Annotated in this window: 19 protein-coding genes and 1 pseudogene; 4 read left to right on the top strand and 16 right to left on the bottom strand. The window is 34.7% G+C overall.

What is annotated here, in order from left to right; all coding sequences use genetic code 11:
- Positions 1-55 precede the first annotated feature (55 nt).
- From MJ631_RS00765 to MJ631_RS00750, 4 genes are all read left to right on the top strand, one after another.
- Complete coding sequence (locus MJ631_RS00765; RefSeq protein WP_262986427.1) at positions 56-973, top strand: Rpn family recombination-promoting nuclease/putative transposase; 918 nt, start codon at positions 56-58, stop codon at positions 971-973.
- A 264-nt stretch (positions 974-1237) separates the two neighbouring features.
- Complete coding sequence (locus tag MJ631_RS00760) at positions 1238-2581, top strand: cytoplasmic incompatibility factor CifA (RefSeq protein WP_262986426.1); 1344 nt, start codon at positions 1238-1240, stop codon at positions 2579-2581.
- Positions 2582-2590: 9 nt separating this feature from the next.
- Positions 2591-4777: a hypothetical protein gene (locus MJ631_RS00755; protein WP_262986425.1), complete on the top strand. Its 2187-nt coding sequence runs from the start codon at positions 2591-2593 to the stop codon at positions 4775-4777.
- Positions 4778-5692: 915 nt separating this feature from the next.
- The gene (locus tag MJ631_RS00750) at positions 5693-7000 is read left to right on the top strand and encodes a hypothetical protein (RefSeq protein WP_262986424.1); all 1308 of its coding nucleotides are present in this window, start codon (positions 5693-5695) and stop codon (positions 6998-7000) included.
- A 484-nt stretch (positions 7001-7484) separates the two neighbouring features.
- Here MJ631_RS00750 and MJ631_RS00745 read toward each other — a convergent pair whose 3' ends face one another.
- From MJ631_RS00745 to MJ631_RS00665, 16 genes and pseudogenes are all read right to left on the bottom strand, one after another.
- Positions 7485-8972 carry a recombinase family protein gene (locus MJ631_RS00745; protein ID WP_262986423.1) on the bottom strand — a complete coding sequence of 496 codons (1488 nt, stop codon included), beginning with the start codon at positions 8970-8972 and terminating at the stop codon, positions 7485-7487.
- A gap of 2 nt (positions 8973-8974) precedes the next feature.
- The gene (locus MJ631_RS00740; RefSeq protein ID WP_262986422.1) at positions 8975-9406 is read right to left on the bottom strand and encodes a DUF2924 domain-containing protein; all 432 of its coding nucleotides are present in this window, start codon (positions 9404-9406) and stop codon (positions 8975-8977) included.
- A 4-nt stretch (positions 9407-9410) separates the two neighbouring features.
- A complete protein-coding gene (locus tag MJ631_RS00735; protein WP_262986421.1) occupies positions 9411-9884 on the bottom strand; it encodes an ankyrin repeat domain-containing protein in 474 nt (157 codons plus the stop codon).
- A gap of 41 nt (positions 9885-9925) precedes the next feature.
- A complete protein-coding gene (locus tag MJ631_RS00730; RefSeq protein WP_262986420.1) occupies positions 9926-10630 on the bottom strand; it encodes an ankyrin repeat domain-containing protein in 705 nt (234 codons plus the stop codon).
- A 168-nt stretch (positions 10631-10798) separates the two neighbouring features.
- Positions 10799-11959, bottom strand: a complete 1161-nt coding sequence (locus tag MJ631_RS00725) for a phage tail protein (protein ID WP_262986419.1) — start codon at positions 11957-11959, stop codon at positions 10799-10801.
- Positions 11959-12688, bottom strand: a pseudogene (locus MJ631_RS00715) (baseplate assembly protein). Before MJ631_RS00715 ends, MJ631_RS00725 begins: the two are co-directional and overlap by 1 nt.
- Positions 12689-12690: 2 nt before the next feature.
- Positions 12691-13026, bottom strand: a complete 336-nt coding sequence (locus tag MJ631_RS00710; RefSeq protein ID WP_262986416.1) for a GPW/gp25 family protein — start codon at positions 13024-13026, stop codon at positions 12691-12693.
- Between the two features lie 21 nt (positions 13027-13047).
- Positions 13048-13302: a PAAR domain-containing protein gene (locus tag MJ631_RS00705; RefSeq protein ID WP_065095513.1), complete on the bottom strand. Its 255-nt coding sequence runs from the start codon at positions 13300-13302 to the stop codon at positions 13048-13050.
- Positions 13303-13307: 5 nt separating this feature from the next.
- Entirely contained in the window at positions 13308-13772 is a 465-nt protein-coding gene (locus tag MJ631_RS00700) for a phage baseplate assembly protein V (protein WP_141456719.1), read from the bottom strand.
- Positions 13759-14361: a major capsid protein gene (locus MJ631_RS00695; protein ID WP_263858711.1), complete on the bottom strand. Its 603-nt coding sequence runs from the start codon at positions 14359-14361 to the stop codon at positions 13759-13761. The genes MJ631_RS00700 and MJ631_RS00695 overlap by 14 nt, the downstream gene beginning before the upstream one ends.
- Before the next feature lie 58 nt (positions 14362-14419).
- Positions 14420-14788, bottom strand: coding sequence for a head decoration protein (locus MJ631_RS00690; protein WP_262986414.1), 369 nt, complete (start codon positions 14786-14788; stop codon positions 14420-14422).
- Positions 14763-15854: a S49 family peptidase gene (locus MJ631_RS00685; protein ID WP_262986413.1), complete on the bottom strand. Its 1092-nt coding sequence runs from the start codon at positions 15852-15854 to the stop codon at positions 14763-14765. The genes MJ631_RS00690 and MJ631_RS00685 overlap by 26 nt, the downstream gene beginning before the upstream one ends.
- Positions 15851-17278 carry a phage portal protein gene (locus MJ631_RS00680; protein WP_262986412.1) on the bottom strand — a complete coding sequence of 476 codons (1428 nt, stop codon included), beginning with the start codon at positions 17276-17278 and terminating at the stop codon, positions 15851-15853. Before MJ631_RS00680 ends, MJ631_RS00685 begins: the two co-directional genes overlap by 4 nt.
- A complete protein-coding gene (locus tag MJ631_RS00675) occupies positions 17278-18309 on the bottom strand; it encodes a PDDEXK nuclease domain-containing protein (protein WP_012482036.1) in 1032 nt (343 codons plus the stop codon). Before MJ631_RS00675 ends, MJ631_RS00680 begins: the two co-directional genes overlap by 1 nt.
- Positions 18310-18335: 26 nt before the next feature.
- Positions 18336-18587, bottom strand: a complete 252-nt coding sequence (locus MJ631_RS00670; protein WP_262986411.1) for a hypothetical protein — start codon at positions 18585-18587, stop codon at positions 18336-18338.
- A gap of 158 nt (positions 18588-18745) precedes the next feature.
- Positions 18746-19693 carry an IS110 family RNA-guided transposase gene (locus MJ631_RS00665; protein WP_262986230.1) on the bottom strand — a complete coding sequence of 316 codons (948 nt, stop codon included), beginning with the start codon at positions 19691-19693 and terminating at the stop codon, positions 18746-18748.
- Between the last annotated feature and the right edge of the window lie 117 nt (positions 19694-19810).

Raw genomic sequence — 19810 nt, 5'->3', positions numbered from 1 at the left:
TGAATATTTCTTCACAATTGTGTATAATTATTAATGCTTTTTATCTTACTTTCTCATGGCTCTTTCGAAGTTTCTCGATCCAAAATTAGACTTAACATTTAAAAAAATATTCGGTACTGAAAAAAATAAGAATATCCTTATCCACTTTTTGAATGATATTTTAGGGTTTACTGAAATAAATACTATACAAGAAGTCGAATTCCTTAGCACCATTATGGACCCTGAAATTGCTTCTGATAAGCAGAGTATTGTTGATGTCCTGTGCAGGGATTCTACTGGGGCAAGGTACGTGATTGAGATGCAACTCGCTCGTGATAAAGGATTTGAAAAACGCGCTCAACTTTACGCTGCTAAGGCTTATTCAAGACAGGCTGATAAAGGTGGTAAGTATATTGATTTAAAGAAGGTTTTCTTTATTGCTATTTCCAATTGTAATTTATTTCCTGATAAGCTTGATTATATATCTAGTCATACCATAAGAGATGAAAAAACTAACGAGCATGATTTAAAAGATTTTCAATTTATCTTCATTGAGTTGCCAAAGTTTCCTAAGAGCAGAGAAGAGCAGCTAGAAAATGTAGTAGATCGTTGGCTATTTTTCTTCAAATACGCAGAAGAAACAACTGATGAAGATTTAAGAAAAATAGCAGAAAAATCACCAATAATAAAGCTAGCATATGATGAATTAGATAAGTTCCATTGGAATGAGAAGGACCTATTAGCTTATGAAGAAAGGGTAATGGATTTACAGAAAGAAGCTGCTATCTTGGAACAAAAACTAGATGATGCTACTCACAAAGGTAGACAAGAAGGTAGACAAGAAGGCATCCAAATCGGTCACGAAAAAGGCAGAAAAGAAAGGGAAATTGAAGTTGCAAAAAACTTACTGAAAGCTGGCGTATCTGTTAACTTAATAGCTGAGTCTACCGGCCTTTCGATAGATGAAACTGAACAACTTAAAGAAAAAGCCTAAGTATTGCAACTCCCTTAAAGCTCTGTCCATTTTTAACTTATTATATTTCTTTATCCACTAGTCTAGAGCCTATATCTAACTCTTTCGCTACTCTCGCTATGGCCTGTTTGATTTTCTCACCAATTCTACGTATCAGTTAAACGCATAATATCTAAATATAGAAAATGTTTTTCATAAAATTTTTCTTATTCTTGATAAATTTAGTGTTGATATTTGATTCTAACTTTTGCATAATGCAGTAAGTATTTTTATATGGAGAGTGCAATGCCAAGAAAAACAGATCGTCATGCTGCAGTCCTTAAAAAATTACAGGGTGTTATAAAATATATAGATTCTAAAATTGCTGCTGGAAAGCGTTTAGCTATTGAAAGATGGGTAAAAGCCTATACTAGGCAAGTGAAACATCTAGAAGACAGCAAATTAGAATTCTTATGCAACATATTTCGCGATGAAAATTGTTGGTCAGGTACTAGATTGAACAACACAATTTTAGGACAAAGGTTTACTGAAGAAAAATCAGGTGAAATAGATAACCCGCTTTCGAGATATGACATGGCATGTAGGTATTGTCTGGTAGATAAGATTCATCCTCTCTTTCAAGAGCAATTTGCATCTTACAAGGATAGTTTTCCTTCTGATGCAGTTGATGGTGACGGCAATCCAATAACTGACAGATACATGAGAGACTCATTACTAGAATATATGAAGAGTCAGGATCCTGTATTCAGTTTTTGGATCAATAAAGAGTCTGGAGAATTAGAGCAACATGATAATGCGGTAGATGGTTTTGAGAGAGCTGTAAAATTTAAGTGGAGCGAAGGAGTAGAATATTTTTGTAACCGTTTGAAAAGAGAAGATAAAGATAAGAAGATTACTGAAACAATTATTGCTTTATCCTCTGCTCAATGTAACCAAAATAGTGCTGCCATTCTAGATTTTTGTGTGCGTAACATAGGTGATAAAAATGCCCTGCTAGATAAATTATCACAGGAAGATGAGGGAATATACTCACTTCTTAACCCATTGATACGTTGGGGGTTTATTGATACAGTTGAGGATGTTGTTGAAAATTTGACTCTTGAACAAACTGTAATACCAGCAAATAAAATACTTTCAAGCCAAAATTACTCACTTCTTCTTTTTTCTATTTCAAAGGTCATGTTACAAAATCCTGGTCTAGAAATTAGAAAGATGATAATAAATCTCTGGAAGTGTGATCGCTTTGATCAGCATAAAAGAGCTGCTGTTGTTTCTGATATATCAATACAAGATACTCTTGCAGCGTTAGTTGTTGATTGGAAACACGATGATGATAAAGGTGATTCTGGAAAGAGAGAAGAAATATTAGAAATTTTATTGTTTGCTAAAAAGTGTTGCTCACCTAAAGATTTTTCATCTTTTAAGGAATGTATAGTTGAAAATTTAAAAATGGTCGGTAGAAAAGGTATGAAAGAGGGTATTGACTACAGTGAATTAGCAAGAAGATTATTTTCTCAGTTAGAGGGGGAGAAGATGCCCTTATCTCCTGAGGTTGTTGCCTATGGTGATCATCCACAGTCCATGTTAGGAACTCCTGGTGTTAGCGGTTTGTCTGGTCATAGTAAATAGAGGTGTTTCATGGATAACAATGACGAAAATATCGGATTAATTAGAAGTCTGTTAAGTGGAGAATGTAGTGATGAAAATTGTGATGATTGTATGGATTGCCATGATTTTATTAAAAGATTTGAATCTTTTTTAGATCAATGCCCATCTTTCTTACATTCAGTAGGTAAAGATCGTTTCTTCCCTGCATTCTTTTTCGGCATGTTTGCCACTGCATTTGATGCTGGTATTTTAAATAATGAAATGGTTTATTTTCGTTTTGATAATTATGATGGGAACAAAAAAGGAAACCTAAAGGTTGCTATTCTTACTAATGAAGCTGATGAGCAAGGCAGAAGGATAGTTAAATGTTTCACCATTGCTGATAGGCGGAATAGTGCTGGTTCGAGGTTTAGTGAATGGGAAAGGCTAGAAGTGGAGAGGGAACTTATTGGACAAAACCAACAGTTACAAGGAAATTTGGTTTTTATAGAGTACAAGGTGTATGTATGGAGGCAGAATGATGAAGAACCTACAAAATGTGAAGAGTTAGGGAATAGATTTAATGGAAATGATACAGGAAACAGAAATAATAGATTCCAAATCATTACTCCTCATATTGAGCAAAATAACTTACCAAATTTAGCAGGACTTGTGAGTAACAATACAGACAATGTAGAGTATTTAACGGGACAGGTTCTTCGGTATATTTTGAATATCCATAATAGATATAAAAATGCATTGAGTTTTTATGGTAAAGAGTCAGATTATCATGGGTTTTTAGCAGGCTTTTTTATGAATTTTAGGTATCAGCATACAGCTAATATTTACCTTGAGCTATTTGTAGGAGGTGGGTATGCAGATATCACTTTCCTTGTACGTGGTCAAGAAAGATTGACAGATTCTGTTCCCATTATTATTGAACTTAAGGCAGGAGCTACTAGAGATAAATATGCTGATAGAGCATTGGAACAAGCTGAAAATTATGTTAGAAAATGTCCTATTTCATCTATATCTATCTATACTTCATCAGAAGATGCCGTCTGTGTTGGATTGAATTTTGATCTACAACAGCAGCATTTTATGACTAGTGTGGAAAATTTTTTAGAGAGAGGCTTTCCTTTGGTAGAAAGATTGTTTGAAGCTGTAGTAGAAGGAGAAGTTGAAGTTGAAGAAAACGTTAGAGATTATCTACTTTATCCATCTTTTGGTGTACCTGCAGTACCAAGTGCTAGAAGTGGCAGTGATAGGATATTTTCTTATATGAATGGTTTTACTTTTGGAAGTGCTGCATTTGCAAGAGACACTGTATCAATCGGCAGAAGTAGAATAAATGTGACTAAGTATTTGTTTCACTATCATGATGATGATAGGATGCTGGGTCCACGAGGAAGAATTGCACAAGTAAATGTTGGAGATCGTGCTTTAACTATGGTTTTACGTGCATCTTTTACGAAACAGGAGAGAGTTATTGTATTTCATCTCCACCATATGTTGCGTCATCAATTTCCAGATATGGAGTTAGATTTATCACGATGGCCAAATGCTAGAGTTTATGAAGTAATATGTGAGCTAAATCCTGATAGAAGAGCTGAGGATGATCTAGGTATAACTGTTGGTGTAAGACTATTTCAATCACCTCATAATTATCTGAGAAATAGAGGTACTTTTATTGGTCAACTTGTACCAGTATTAAGTGCTAGAAATGTATATGATATTTCTAATATGGTTATGGAAGATGATTGGCAAAATATAGATAGGCATAATCAACTATTTGAAGCCATTTCTAGAGTGCTAATTCCATTAAAGAATGCAATAAATGTGAATAGTGAGGCCAGATTTCATTCTATATTGCATGGGATATTTTATGCTTGTGATAATCCTGCTAGAGTGCTTATTGAATACCAAGTGGGAAGAGGAAAGAAGTTAGATCTTTTGTTATTAAGACCTATAGAGCACAGTCGAAATACTCATCCAATTGGAGAAGAATTGAAATTTGCTTGTAATGAAGGAGAGGTACAGCAGAAAATGAATGAAGGAGAAGAACAGTCAGCAGGATATATGAGTCAGAGAGGGTATAAGCGTGTTACTGATGGGAATGAGATAGTTTTATCTTGTGCTGTATTCAATAATGATGCAGAACTGCCAAATACTCTTATATCTCTTCCAGAAACTCTTCAGGTATATAATCAACTGGATCATAGTTCTATACGAAGATAATTAGTGTCTACTCAGTGGCTCGTAGAAAATAGCTAAACAGCAAAGTTGTTAGGATAAAAATAAGTTAAATATAGTGTGATTTGGCTGTTTTTTTTGATCTCCTATATAGTGCAAAGCAAAAAATGGATTACTTAAGCTTTTTAAGTTGTATTTTGGCTGTATTACTAACAGATACACTTTCTCTACCATGCTCCTATTAGATACCAAAAAAGATCTATTTTTACTATAAATTTATTCTGATTTTTTATCATTTCCAAATGAATTATTATTAATTTATCAAAAAAATTAAGTTAATAACTTAAATAAAACAACCATTTCCAGCACTCAAAACCAAGGGCGGTGAGAAGAGTTTGTTTTGGGATGGGATGGTCTACCAAACGATACATACGAACTTTTTAATATAGTGATTTTGCTATACGCTAAAACTAGCCATATTAGCCCATTTCACCCACATCTACATATGAACTAGTTTGCCTAACTTTATTGCAAAGATTTCAAACTTCTATTTTTACAACCTCATTTTTACGCAACTTGTTCTCACAAATATACGATCTATTTTTATCTTTTTGAACAGAGTAAACATTTAAAATCTTTATGACGCTGAGGAGTATTGTATTTCCTGTAAATTCCAATAAAATTTTTGTATCTATTAATATAGAAAATGTTTTTCTTGAAGTTTTTTTATCCTTGGCAATTGTTAGGTTGCTGTTTAATTCTAACTTTTACATAATACCATATATGGGCCAAGAACGTCATACTACAGAGGTTGTCCAGAAACGATTTTTTGTTGGATAGCAAAGATACATGAAGTGACAGCAGGAGAAGACAACTCTCTAAAAAATATGAAAAATTATACTTGCATTAGCTTTTATTCATGCTAATTATGTACATAATATATCTATAGATTGAGGGATTATGATATTAGAATATATTTTAGGAACTAAGCAAGTTCATGCAAATGGTGGATTAGCTACTGAAGAACAGCACATGGAACGTTTTGGTCAGCAAACTCTGGAGCCTAGTCCATCATTGTTAGATCAAGAACAAACTGATGACTGGCATGAGTCCGTTGTTGAAGACAACAATACTGTTGTTGAAAGTTCTTTTATTCCAGAGAACTCAATTTTAATGAATTTAGTAAATCTGTTAACTGAGAGCGAAAAAGTTTCGATTGATGAATTTCATGACAAGATGGAAAGTATAATGAAAGAGTTTCATGAAAATAGATACGAAAGTTCTGCAAAGGTCACTCTAGAAAAGATGGAACGTTTAATAGATGAACATTTGAAAAGAAAAATAAAGCTAAATTTACGCTGTGATCACTATGAACGTAGTGTGTCGAATTTTATATTTAAAAAAATAATTGACATTGCTAATGCTAGCAGTGTTATGCGTATAACTCCTACTACTATATCACGTTATAAGGACAATGGGGAAGAGGCAATAGATGAGTGGGAAGAGGCTTTAGAACCTTTATTCAATATTGTCAATAAGCTACTATCAGCAGGTGCAAAAATAGAGTCTGATTTTTACAATGATAGAATGATAGGTGAAGCTATGTGGGGAAGTGATGAGCCTATTTTTACAGAGTGTAAAAAAATTAAGGACAAACTGAAAAGTATCGCATATGAAGGTTTAATAAATAAGAATGAACAAGTTCAAGATGATGATCTGCAAGTAGAAGTAGATAACAATCTTGTTCTTTTTAGGTGGCCAAAAAACAGTATTGTTGAAGTTGGAAAGGTTATGAATAGTAAGGTGAATGAAAACTTTAGTATAGAAAGTAGCATCCTACAGATTGGAGAGAGTATAGTAAGAGTTGAAAATATAGGAGGAAAAAGAAATTATACAGATGTCTTAGGAGATAGCATTGAAATGTCCTTTACCACTGAAGTAGGCGAGATTAGTATTCATCTGTATCCTAGTGATAGTAATATAATAAAAGTAAAGCTTGATGGAGAGAACCAGGAGAAGTTTAACAAATTAAAAGATAAATCAAGTCTAGGAGAAAGCTGCTTTTTAGGAGGAAAAAGTGTTCTACAAGCTGTTAACGATAAAGGTTTTGAAAGAAACGGTAGAATACTTATAGAGTCAGCTGAAACTATTAAACAATCAAATTTTGTAGTGAAAGAATCAGGTGTCCCATCTACTCTTATGAGGCCAATCGATAGTTTAGACCAGCTGCAAAAGATGGGAGCTTCGAAAGAAATAGTAGTGTGTTAATGAAGTCAACTAAAATTAGTAAACAAAAGAAAGGTCTTGGAGGGTAAAAAAATTGATGTATCTTCAAAGTAAGACTTTTTGAGGTATAAACTATACTCTCAAGGTGAGAAGAAATAGTAGGGGGATAAGTGTTGACTTAATAATTTAGAGATTCTTCTAGAGAAATTATTTTTCTCTCTTGATGTTTATTCTTTTATAGGTATAGCCTTTTGTGTTTGATTGAATTGACTTTTGTGATACCTACAGAATTTCCTTTATCAGACCCACCACATGATTCAGCGGGAGAAGGGCTATCAGGAACATTTATCTCTTACGCAATAACTTTGGAGTTCTGGAATCGTTTCACATGTATGTTTAAGATTATCAATATTTTTATTACATAGTTAAGTATCAGTTCCTGTAAAACTAGTTTACCTTAATTCTTTGTTTTAAAGTATTGGTTTTCTGGCACATAGTCTTTTCCATTGCCTATTGCTTTTGTAAATTAAGATTCTAAGCCGTAAAACTTCTCCAGTTGGTCACTCCATAACATTGGTACTTCTCTTAAATAAGCTAGCTTCAAATCTCTTGGCTGTCTTCCATTTACTATGTCTTCTTTAATTTTGGGAGCTAAATAATTTAATCTTAAAATTTGTTGTATACGTCTTGTACCTATATTAATTTTGGCACTCAGCTCTTTCACACTTCTATACTTTCCCTCTTCTAGTTGCCGTTTCCACAGATGGGCTCTTACCACTGCTTTGAGTAACGCATTGTTTGCTTTCCCTTCTGGTTCTACTACCGTGCATTTATTTCCTTTCTTTTTTATTGGTATAAATGTTTCCTCTGACTCAGAATGTACCTCTATTCCATCTTCTCTTATCATTACTCCCTTTATTAACTTTTTCACTACTTCTTTCTGCTTTCCAAAACTTAAATTTTCCCATTTTTCTTCGGTCTTTTCTCTCCAATTTTCATATATCTGCTCCGCTTTCCTCATCACTTCTTTTTCTACTTCTCCTGCTATTACATTTCGGTTTTCTGATTCACAACCTTTTCCCCTTAAATGATTGTTGCATACGTAATATCGATATCTCTTATTCTCCTTTTTTGCATATGTCAGTGTCATATTCACATCACAGCTCTTGCACTTAATTATTCCCCTAAGCAGTGCTTCCTCATATTTTGCTTTTCTATATGGTTGATTCCTTATCAATTCCTGCGCTTTTTGCCACTTTTCTTCTTCTATTATTGCTTCATGCTTTCCCTCATACTCTTTTTCATAATGTTTGATTTTTCCCATATATATTAGATTTGTTATTATTCTCCTTACCGTCGCTTTTTTAAAGATATCTGATTTTGTCCGGTATCCTTGACTATTTAACTCCCTTGCCAATTCTGCCATTGACTTCAGCTCCAAATATCTTTCAAATATATGCTGCACTGTTTTTGCTTCTTTTTCATTTATTATTAATTCCTTATCTTTTACATCATACCCAAGCGGTAAAGTTCCTCCCATCCATAAACCTTGTTCTTTTGATGTTGCTATTTTATTTTTTACTCTCTCTACTATCATCTCTCTTTCTAGTTGTGCTGCTCCTGATAATACTGTCTGTACGAATTTTCCCATTGGCGTATTATTGTCAAATATCTGTGTTACTGCTACAAAATTTACTCGGTGCCTTCTAAAAAATGACGTTACTTCTATGCTGTCTTTTGTTTCTCTTGATAACCTATCTAGTGTATATACTACTACACAGTCTATCTCTCCTCCTCTGACATCTTCAAATAATTCCTTTATCGCTGGTCTTTCTAAATTTTTTCCTGAATATCCTCCATCATCGTACTTTTTTGCCAATGCTACCCAGCCTTCTTTGCTCTTTATATACTTTTCACATGCTACTCGTTGCGCATCAAGACTGTTAAACTTTTGTTCTAGTCCATCCTCATTTGACTTTCTCGTATATATTGCACATCTTACTTCTTTTAGCATTTTCAACTTCCATTTTTTTCACGCATTCCAAATAATAAAGGGCCGTTGTAACTCATTCCCATTATTTTTCCGGCTACTGCTGACAATGACGTAAAAAATTCTTCTCTGTAGATTAAACCCTTATCTGTTACTATTACCGCATGCGTCTCTTCCCCTCTCTCTAATATTAGCTCTGTTCCTGCTACTGGCAGTTTATCGCTACTTATTCTTTTTCCCTTCTCTAGCCGATCTGCCAGATACTCTAGTCTTTTTCTCCCCTTTCTTGACATTTCTCCATACGCTTTTTCCTGCATTCTATAAGCTAATCTTGGTATCAGATATTTCTTTGAATGTTTAGGTGCCTCTTCCCCAAATACCTTCTTCCACATTCTCCTTAGCTCTTCTAACGTTTTTTTCTCCAAATTCATTACTTTCTTTTCTATTTCTTTCTCCATATTTTTAGCCCTTCATAAATAGCTTTTCAATTCTGTCTGTTTCTTTCTTTAATACCTCGGTTATCTTTTTGCTACTTTTAGCATAATCCATCCCTGTCATTCCAAATTTATCTGCTTGCTCTATTTCAGCCCCTGCTTTTACTAGCTCCTCCACTATTTCTTTTTCACCTACCATACATGCAAGGTGCAGCGGTGTGCATTTACTTCCATATTCTTCCGCATTTACATTCCCTCCTGATTTTATTAATTCTCTCACGGTTTCTAGGCGTTTCTCGGTTACCGCTAGATGCAGTGCTGTATATCCTCTTGCATCTGCTGCATTCACATTCGCTCCTTTTTCGACTAATAACTTCACTGTTTTTGCGTTTATCACATAATGCAAAACTGTTCTTCCTTTTTCGTCTCTTGCATAAATATTTTTATATGAGTTCTCTAATAATTCTTTTGCTGACTTCTCTTTCTTGCCAAGCTTTAACATAATCCACCCCATCTTTTCTTTAAAAAATTTAAATCCCTTTTTTAAGCCTTCCCTCTCACTACATTTTCTATCTCATCTATCATTTCGTTCACTTGGCCCATTATCTTGCTTGCTAAATTTTTACATTCTTTCTTTATTAGCGACTTGTCTCTCTTCCTTATTTCTTCTATCTCTATTATTTTTAGCTCCGGCATATAGCTCCCATTCAACATGTCTGCTATTTCTCCCACTATCCTCTCTATTCCATAGCACGTCAGTTCTCTACTTTTTGTTATTCCTCCTTTTTCTCTCAGAAATTTACTTGCCCTTTCACTCTCTTTGCTATCACACAGACGATACTTTTCACTTTCCCAAATGTAATACATTGGTGTTGCACCATATTTATTCAGTTGATTAACCTCAGCTCCTGCTTTTACTAGCTCTTTTATTATTTCAACTCCTGCTCCTTTGCACGCAGAGTGCAGTGGCGTACATCCAGTGACATATTGAGTGGCATTTACTTCTGCTCCCGACCTTAGCAGCACTTTTACATTTTCTAAGCTTTTCGCAAATACTGCACAGTGTAGTGGCGTATAACCATTTTTATCTCTTGCATTAACCTCTGCCCCTTTTTTTATTAATAATCTCACTGTTTTGTAATCGGAGATTTCTACTGCTTGATGCAAGATCGTTTCTCCTTCTTCATTTCTTTTATTAATATCGTTACTTGATACTTTTTTAAAAAACTTACTCTTTCTAAAACTCATTTCATACCTCACAAAATTAGCTTTTCTAGCGCCAGACAAATTTCTTATATTTACCTGCTGCTATTCAAGTCATGTCCTTTTTAGCATGAGAAAGCAAGTCCTTTTCTTTTTATTTCATACATTTTAACCTATTATTAATATAATATATGAGGATCTAAATATAAGTACTTAACTTATTAGAGATATTACTTGACTATTTTTCCAACTTCTGTGCAAATGTCGATGTTCATGCCACTTCAGTACTCCTGGGTAAAACACTAAAATGTAATTTTCTAATTCGTGTATTGAATCTTCTTTTCCTGAACTTCTATCATTTTTGCAACTAACGTGATATTCCGTTAAATTAGCTTTCGCAACCTTTTGATCAGTAAGATTCTTTGCTTCATATTCATAGCTGATATTAAATCTTTCCAAAATTGGTGTGTATTCCAAGTTCCATAGCTGATCAGAAAGTTTATCATTACCAAGGAAAAGTGTGCCTCCTATCTCTTCTTGATAACAAAGAGGAAAACAGCTATTTATTTCTCCTAATTTCCAGCTATCTGACAGTACAATCTGTGCTTTCGCAAACTTAATTTCTGGTAATAAACTTTGTGGTAATGGATATAGTGCTTTTACGTTATACCACTGATGACTTCTTTCATAAATGCCTTTGTAATCCTTTGTGTGAGGCTCTGTTTCTCCAAGTACTGCTACATCTAATCGATATATGTCATTACTAAATGTTTGTTCATAATGCTCTCTTAAATAGTTGTCTACAATCTCTACTAACGGACCTCTAGAACTGAAAAAATTTATTCTTCCAAACGATAACACTGGCCCATTTTTTTCAACTTTTATACCAGAGTAGTCTGATAACAAACTTCCAAATAAACTTTCATCTAAAATAAACCTATCAACGTTATAGTGATCATTGAAAATCCTCATTAGCCGCGATCTTGCTGGTAACGATAGTTTTGCAAGTTCTACTACTGCATCTACAAAAAAGTCATTTGGAACATCTTTTATTCCTATTTGTAATTCAAAGAAGTGTTTACCAGGTGGTTCTTCGATGATTGTAATATCTTCTATATTTGCCCATTTTAGTGCTACTTTTAGTGATGCTGGAGTTCCTCTCAGTCTTTGAAATTTTACTCCTTCTATTACGGCTTTTCTTCTATCTTTTACCCAGCGCAGTATTTCTTCTAAACCATATTCTTCTATTATCCACGGCAGTATTTCATCTTTAAGACTAAACTTAAATCCTCTGATACAGCTCGGATCAACCTTATAATCTGTTGCATCAACCAGTGCTTGCTCTTGCTTTGTTGCGTTTGGGGGTAATAACATTAATTCAACTCAATCTTTAAATTTTTCAAATTTGCAGATTCATTTCCCAGAACCACAACATCCTCTCTTGGCTCGATCAATTCCACATTTTCTACACCATCTACAAATAGATTCGCTATTATCCATGATCTTGTTACACTCCACCCTAATCTTTTTGCTAATTCAAACTTCTTAATAAACTGCTTCAATATTGCAGCCAATTACTGTTACTGTATCGGTTAAAACCCTTATATCATCTCTAGTAACCTGCTTTTTTACAATTTCTAGTAGCTCTTCTGACACTATGCCAGTTTGTGTTGATAAGATTGAGATTTGTACTTTCCCTGGTATAGTTGATTCCACTAGTGCATCTTTTACTCTACTATCTGCTGACAGTGCATGATATTTATAATATTCCTTACTTCCTCCTGTTAACCAACCTGCTATTTTTGCTTTTACCCTCTTTCTAAATCTTTCATCCTCTTCTTCTTTTTCTCTCTCTACTCCATAAAACTCAGCCAAATTATCAAGATCTTCTCCTGTCGCAAATTTAAGTAAGTTACTCTTTACTGCTTCATTTATTCTTTCTCTAAGCAAAAGTTCTCGCCATGCTGCTACTTCTAATACCTTCATTGCTGGATCACTTTCCACCAATCCTGTAAAACTTGCATCTCGCTTTACTAACTCTTCCTTCATTCTCGAAAAGATTTCCTCAAAGCTCAGTGATTCAATAATATTTGGCTGCTGCATCTTTATACTACAACCCCATCGAAGCGAATCTTTCTTCCCATTGGCAGATACAATCCTTCTAGATCAAGCGTCACTTTTCCTTCTTTTACTCCTTCAACTTTTACTTTTTCTAACTTAAATCTCTTCTCAAATTTCCCCAGTGCTTCTGCAGTTGATGCGTAAATTTCCAAAGTTAAATCCCTATTTATTGGCTTATCTACTAATTCAAATAGTCTTGAGCCATAATCTCTTCTCATTATTCTACTGTTAATAGGAGTGGTCAATATATCAATTATCGATTGTTTCAGATGTTCTATTCCCTCTAATTCTTTACCTGTTTTAGCGTCCATTCCTTTCATTTTTCGACTATTTTAATTTTTTTATTTTGAAAACACACTTTGATTTTTACTTACTATTTGAAAACTACAGGATGCCACATCACCTGTTCTCGCTACACCAATACCATTTACAAATACGTTGTTTGATCCTTGCGTTAGTGTTTCCCCAATACTCAAGATATCACCCTTACGACAAGCAGGTCTACCATTAACAAATACATCTTCACTCCCGCTCACACAGACATGAATCGGCATACCTGTACAATGATCTCCTATGCAAACAACTGCTTTACTCATATATATCAATTTAAATCTACTCTTCTTGCTTTTAATTTAATACTATCTTTTGTCATTTCTATACTCGATTCCCCAGCCTTCAGTGTTATTTTGTCCACTACTTCAATCTCTAAATGATGCTTCCCTTTATCATATGTAAACTTTGTCCCATCCTGAAATTTTACACTATTTATTTCCTTTTTATTCTCTGGTGCAGCATACTTCTGTTGATATATTCCAGACAGTACTACTCCTAATGATAACTCTCCCAATGGTGACAATATTACTACCTGTTCATTTATGCTTGGTGGTAGCCAGCTTCTTTCCTCTCCTGCTCTAGAAGTTATCCATGGAAGAAAATCTGTTAAAAGTTCACCTATTTTTACTCTTACTTTTGCTTTTTCATAATCTATTTCTTTTACAACTCCTATACGAATGATATTCGCTACTTTTCTATTTAGCTCTGAAATTGCAAAACTATGGTCTAACATGCACTTCACCTATATCAATAACATGTGGCATTATGCCAGTTGACCATACTGATTTACCCGCATGCACTTCATGAGTCCACTCTACTAACCACACTAAATATGCATCAAGCTCTGGCCTAAAATCATCTCCTCCTCCTGATATAAATTCTCCTGGCGAAACATTTTCCACATTCCAAGTATTTTTATTTACTACTTTTGCAACTTCGCTAGCTAAAGATCTGACAATAATAGCTGCATTTTCTATTGTGCTATCAATCACAATTCGTGCCTCAAATCTTGCTTTCAGCGCTAATTCTTCTGTTCCTGGATCATGTCCTTTTTCAAAGCTACTAAGTTCTACAAATACCGCTGGTGCTAACAGTTCTTTCCTTATTGGTGGAATCGTAAATGTTCTTACCTTTCTTTTTCCTCTTTTTCCTACTGTTGCTGGTGCTCCGGGTAACTGCGTTGGTAGTAAACTTAATACTCCGTTTTGCTCTTCTATGGTAATATGTCTAAATCTTACTGACCTACTTGGAAACAAATTTAAATTTTCAACTCGTCCATAATTTACCGGCAATATATTCATCGCATTTGTTAGTGCCGTCATACTAAATGCTGTATTTGTAAATGGATTTTGCATTCTTTTTCCCCCTTATTAATTTAAGTTACACTCCCTTGCGGACAATGATCCCTCGTCCTTCAAGTTGCTTTATTGCTGCAGCTTTCTGCTCTTCAGTGATATTTGCTGGCCATACAACTGCATGATCTGCTAGCATTGCTATACGTGTAATGATTACTGCTTTGGCATTTTCTGTCGCATTTACATCACTTACTATTGCACCTATCGCTGTTTGTGTACCATCTGTGGCAGTTGGATTTATTATCTTAACCATGCTATCTTTATCGAGAGCCACTACTGTACCAAGCTTTAGGTTCTGCCCTTTTGCTACTGTTATTTGATCTCTTGAATACAGGCTTGATGCCTCATACTTTAATAAGTCACTCAGATTATTTTGTTCGGTTATAGTACTCATTTTGCTTTTCTCCTTTTGTTATATATTTTAAATGCCTACGACTTTTCGCTACCTGCATCATCAACTCTTCTCCTGAATTCTGTGGTATTGTACTTATTATCTCTGTCTTCTTTGTTCTTTCTGCAAGTAATTCCATTAAAACCTCCCTTGCTTGCTCAACACTTACACCCTGCTCAATAAATTCTCCTATTTTCTCTGGCATTCGTGATAAGTTACACAAACGTATTAATTCAACAACTTCAGTACGATACTTAGTTAAATTATTAGTTTTTAGGTCATTTGTAGTTTGTTCGTTCATAATAATACTCCTGTTTTGATTAATAGATGAAAGAATTGTAATTCCATCTGCAAGACCTATCTCTACTGCTTTCTCGCCAAAATATAGCCCTGCTTCTGTTGATTTGATTGCTTCTACAGAAAGGTTTCTATTGCGTGCTATTAGCTCAACCAGCATTCCATATAAACGATTCACTTCGCTTTTTAGGTTTTCTAAACTCTCAGAAGTTATTGGCTCATGTGGATTTAAATCATTTTTTCTACTTCCTGCAAATACTGTCGTATATTTTATTCCCTGTTTTTCATCAAACCCACTTTGATCTATATGACTTGCTATTACTCCAATACTGCCAACACCAGAAGTTCTGCTCACAAATACCTTCTCAGCGCTTGAAGCTATAGCATATGCAGCAGAGTATGCATCATCATTTGCTATCGCTATTATCCTCTTTTTTGCTCTTGATTCATAAATAAAGTCAGCTAGGTCAAATATACCGTTTACCTCTCCTCCGGGGCTATCTATTTCCAGTATAATTGTCTCTATGCTACTATCTGCTAATGCTTGTGTAATTTGTTCTTCTATTTGCTCATATGATGTCATTCCGAGCATTTCATCAAATGCACCAGGTTTTTTAGTTAAAATGCCATGTATCGGTATTATTCCTCTTTCACTATTTCTTACTGCATGTTTTATATTTTTAAAGATAGGCTGCTTTCCTGTTTGTAGTGACAGTAACTCAAAACTCCTTGGTTCTACCATTACACATCTGTTTAGCCATTGTTGTTTCATATCACCTCTTGATTGGCCGTAACGTCAGAATCAAAACTTAAGCCCAGTTCACTTGCACGTCTTTGATCTTCTGCTATTTCTTGGTCAATTTCTTCTACATCATAACCCATTTCTGATACTACTTCCGCTCGACTCTTGAATCCATTTCTTACTGCCATTTGCTGTGCTTGCTGATCTTTTAGCGGATCGACCCAATCAAATCCCTGTGGTATCCATTTTACTTCTTTTTTTGCTCCTTCTTTTCCCTTTGTCCATTCTTCACCTATGTCTAGCTCTCCAGAAAGTAGTGCTAACTCTAACCACCTATCCCATACAGGACGGCAAAACTGAAATACCATTATGTTATGCTGTAACATTGTACATCTCCTACGAAACTCTATTAATCCTGCTCTAATTGATGAATAATTAACACCGGTTAAATCTCCTGTTAGTTGCTCATATGTTATCCCTGTACCAATCGCTATTGCCCTGAGTTGCTGTCTTATAAACGCTTCATAACTTCCTCCAACATCTGACGGTTCTGAAAATTTTATGTCTTCTCCTGGGTCTAAAAGCTGCATTGTTCCTGGCTCTAAACCTGATAGTGCCACTCCTTGCTCATTACTTTCACTTTCTCCCATGATATTTGCTTCTGGATCGAGTCTCGTAATAAATCCAGCAAACATTGCTGCAGTTTTCTTTCTCACCAGCTCTGCATCATCATATTGATCAAGCTCATAAAGCTTCAGCAGTATATTAGAAAGCCAAGGCTCCCCTCTGATTTGCCCAGGTCTTAATGGTCTATAAATATGTAAAACATCATTTGCTGGCACTCTCACTGATTCTCCAAACATACTTTCACCAGGGTGTTCTTTAAATAGGTAGTATGCTTCTCTTTGCCCAAGCCTGTTAAACTCAATCCCGTTTCTTATTACATTACCATTTCCTAAAGTTTGATTTGTTTTATTATCTAAATGTTCAGACTCAAGTACTTGTAGTTGTAATGGTACAGAAAATCTATCTTCCAGCTTTCTCGTTCTTAAACGTACAAAACATTCTCCTCCCTCTATCATACTTCTGCACACTAGAGCTTGTAATCCATAAAAATCACTTACTCCGTTACTGTCTGCTTCATCTGTCCATTTTAGCCATAATTCTTGCACCTTCTTTCGAAATTCTCCATCTCTTGCTTTTGATTGTGGTTTTATTCCTGTTCCAATAGAGTTACTTACTATCGTATCAATTATATTTGCAGCGTAAGGATTTTTTCTCACCATATCACGTGATCTACTACGTAAAGTTTCAAGGCTTTGAGACAGCAAATTGTTTATACTTCCTAACTCTGGTTGAAAGTGAAAAAATCTTCTTCCTGATCCTGCTGCATCCCAGGCTGAGCTTTTGATTTTTGGCTTACTAAATAGTTGTTTGAATGATTTGAGTAGCATTACTTCTCTTTATCTGAAACTTTAGATAACTCAGCTTCTAATTCCTCTATCGTTGGTAAAGCTGTCTTTATATTCTCTGGTAGACTTTCAGTTATTCGATATTCTGCTAGTCCTATTGGTTTTGTCATATCTTTTAGAGTGTATTTTGCTAGTACATCATTTTTAGATTTACATAAAATCAACCCTACAGATGGTTGATCTGTCTCGTGTTTTAGCAAGTCATCTACTGCTGAAAGGTAGAAATTCATTTTACCGGCGTATTCTGGTTTAAACTTATTATCTTTCAATTCAATTACTATAAAACAACGTAATTTTAGATGGTAGAATAATAGATCGACAAAGAAGTCTTCATCACCAACATCTAAATGAAATTGTCTACCTACAAATGCAAAGCCTTCACCAAGTTCTAACAAAAACTTCTCCATATGTCCTACAAGACCTTTTTCTACTTCTCTTTCATGAGCATCCTTTCCTATACTTAAAAAATCAAAAATATATGGATCTTTTAACGTGTAATGCGCTAGATCTGATTGAGGTGAAGGTAACTTCTCTTTAAAATTAGTGATAGCCTTTCCTTGACGTTTATGTAACCCAAGTTCAATCTGCATTACCATGATGTTTCTTGACCAGCCATGTTCTATAGCTTCTTTTATGTAGAATAGCCTCGCTTCTTTGTCCCGAACTAAGTCCATCAGAAATACATTATGTCCCCATGGCAATTGGGCAACAAGTTGTTGCACAAATTCAATATCTTGATATTCCCCTGCAAACTGCCTCATATATTTTAGATTTCTTGTGCTAAAACCTTTCATTTCTGGAAACTCAGCCTTTAAGTCTCTACTTAACTGCTCAATTACTTTGGATCCCCAACCTTGGCTCTTTTGTTTTTCTAGAATCTGTGTTCCAATATAATGATAAAGTAGTAGTAGCTCTTTATTTACTGTTCTTGCTGCTTTATAACGACTAATAGCAATCTGTTCTTTCAGCTGCTCTAAAAATTCTGTATATTCTTTTGCTATAATTTTTGTCATACGGTTCCTTTCAACGATTTTCATCATTATATGATCCCCTTACTCGTTGAAAAAACAATTTTCCTCTTTGGCTTCATGCCCGCAACTTTTAACCCCGCTTTTATTCGTTGCCTGAGCTCCAATAAATCCTTTATTTGAACTTCCCCGTACCGTACAATATGGTCACCATATGCAATTGATACTACTCTCTCTCCATTTTGTAGTTTCTTTATCGCTTCTTCGACTTGAATTAAATCAACTATGTTTTTTTTTAATTTTTCATTTGTATAATTTTGCAACTTTACCCAACCATATAGATAATAAAAACCCGTTTGTCATAGAAACAGAATTCTATATCAAACAGCTACTGCAACAATTTTCGTTTAAGCTATGTGAACAAGCACTTTAAGTTTATGTGGATGCACAATATTCATTTCAATTACTGCTATGTAAATTTTTAAACATTCAAATTAATTGCCTCTTTAAGCCTTGCATTAGCAATTACTATAATTTTACGCATTAGAGCTGTTATAGCTACCATCTTCTTCTTACCACTTTCAACAAGCTTAGAATAAAAGGTGCCAAGTGCAGATTTGGACCTTGCAGCAGACATGGCAGATGTAAAGAGCTTTGAACGAACATTACTTCTACCTCCTATAATCCTTCGGTAACCAACAGTTTTACCACTTTCCCTAGGATGAGGTGCAACTCCGGCAAGACTTGCTACTTCTTTTCTACTTAAGTAACCAAGCTCTGGCATTAAACACAGAAAATCTTGTGATAACTTTTTACCTATTCCAGAAACTGTTTTAAGGATTTTTTGACGTTGTTGTAGTTCATGGCTTCCATCAATAATTTTTTGTATAGTATCATTGAGTTCGTTTATTTGACTATCGAAAAATTCAATGGTCTTCTGACAACTTTTCTTTATATGATCATTTTCAGGAGCTTCCAGTCTACACTTTTCCTGAGCTCTCATTTGCGTAATGTCATCACGACGTTGACAAAGTGCAACCAGGGTTAATTGTTCTTTTGATGTAGGTACAAATAGAGAGAGAGTTCTATGGCGTTCAAATCCATATTGAGCAAGAGCCCTCGCATCTGATTTATCAGACTTTGCTACAGTTCCGTGAGACAAGATAAAGCTTTTTACTTTACGAGTATTAGCTCGATGTACTGCAATATTCTTGTCAATAAGAAAATGTGACAAACCAAGCTCATATTTTCCTGTGTTTTCCAAAGTTACTAAAGAATTAGGTAGAATATCTGAAAACTTTTGAAATAATTGTTGCCAACCATCAGAATCATTGTCAAATTTGACAGCGTTCTTCTGTTTGTGAATTGCAACGACATTTTTAAATTTTCCGATGTCAATGCCAATAAAATTTTGATAAGATGTAACCATAATAAACCTCGATAGTTTTAGTTAATTTAAGATTGTAAACGGGTGCATATATATGTCCCAAGCAACTATTCAAACGTATCGAGAGATGGGCTAGTGTACCTTGATTTAAACGGTTGT

This window comes from Wolbachia endosymbiont of Oryzaephilus surinamensis (assembly GCF_025617515.1).
Lineage (GTDB): Bacteria > Pseudomonadota > Alphaproteobacteria > Rickettsiales > Anaplasmataceae > Wolbachia.
This window is presented reverse-complemented; position numbering and strand designations above follow the sequence as displayed.

Coding starts and splice junctions, on each gene's coding strand:
- MJ631_RS00765 (WP_262986427.1), top strand. CDS start 56: ATGGCTCTTTCGAAGTTTCTCGATCCAAAATTAGACTTAACATTTAAA.
- MJ631_RS00760 (WP_262986426.1), top strand. CDS start 1,238: ATGCCAAGAAAAACAGATCGTCATGCTGCAGTCCTTAAAAAATTACAG.
- MJ631_RS00755 (WP_262986425.1), top strand. CDS start 2,591: ATGGATAACAATGACGAAAATATCGGATTAATTAGAAGTCTGTTAAGT.
- MJ631_RS00750 (WP_262986424.1), top strand. CDS start 5,693: ATGATATTAGAATATATTTTAGGAACTAAGCAAGTTCATGCAAATGGT.
- MJ631_RS00745 (WP_262986423.1), bottom strand. CDS start 8,972: ATGCTAAAAGAAGTAAGATGTGCAATATATACGAGAAAGTCAAATGAG.
- MJ631_RS00740 (WP_262986422.1), bottom strand. CDS start 9,406: ATGGAGAAAGAAATAGAAAAGAAAGTAATGAATTTGGAGAAAAAAACG.
- MJ631_RS00735 (WP_262986421.1), bottom strand. CDS start 9,884: ATGTTAAAGCTTGGCAAGAAAGAGAAGTCAGCAAAAGAATTATTAGAG.
- MJ631_RS00730 (WP_262986420.1), bottom strand. CDS start 10,630: ATGAGTTTTAGAAAGAGTAAGTTTTTTAAAAAAGTATCAAGTAACGAT.
- MJ631_RS00725 (WP_262986419.1), bottom strand. CDS start 11,959: ATGTTATTACCCCCAAACGCAACAAAGCAAGAGCAAGCACTGGTTGAT.
- MJ631_RS00710 (WP_262986416.1), bottom strand. CDS start 13,026: ATGAAAGGAATGGACGCTAAAACAGGTAAAGAATTAGAGGGAATAGAA.
- MJ631_RS00705 (WP_065095513.1), bottom strand. CDS start 13,302: ATGAGTAAAGCAGTTGTTTGCATAGGAGATCATTGTACAGGTATGCCG.
- MJ631_RS00700 (WP_141456719.1), bottom strand. CDS start 13,772: ATGTTAGACCATAGTTTTGCAATTTCAGAGCTAAATAGAAAAGTAGCG.
- MJ631_RS00695 (WP_263858711.1), bottom strand. CDS start 14,361: ATGACGGCACTAACAAATGCGATGAATATATTGCCGGTAAATTATGGA.
- MJ631_RS00690 (WP_262986414.1), bottom strand. CDS start 14,788: ATGAGTACTATAACCGAACAAAATAATCTGAGTGACTTATTAAAGTAT.
- MJ631_RS00685 (WP_262986413.1), bottom strand. CDS start 15,854: ATGAAACAACAATGGCTAAACAGATGTGTAATGGTAGAACCAAGGAGT.
- MJ631_RS00680 (WP_262986412.1), bottom strand. CDS start 17,278: ATGCTACTCAAATCATTCAAACAACTATTTAGTAAGCCAAAAATCAAA.
- MJ631_RS00675 (WP_012482036.1), bottom strand. CDS start 18,309: ATGACAAAAATTATAGCAAAAGAATATACAGAATTTTTAGAGCAGCTG.
- MJ631_RS00665 (WP_262986230.1), bottom strand. CDS start 19,693: ATGGTTACATCTTATCAAAATTTTATTGGCATTGACATCGGAAAATTT.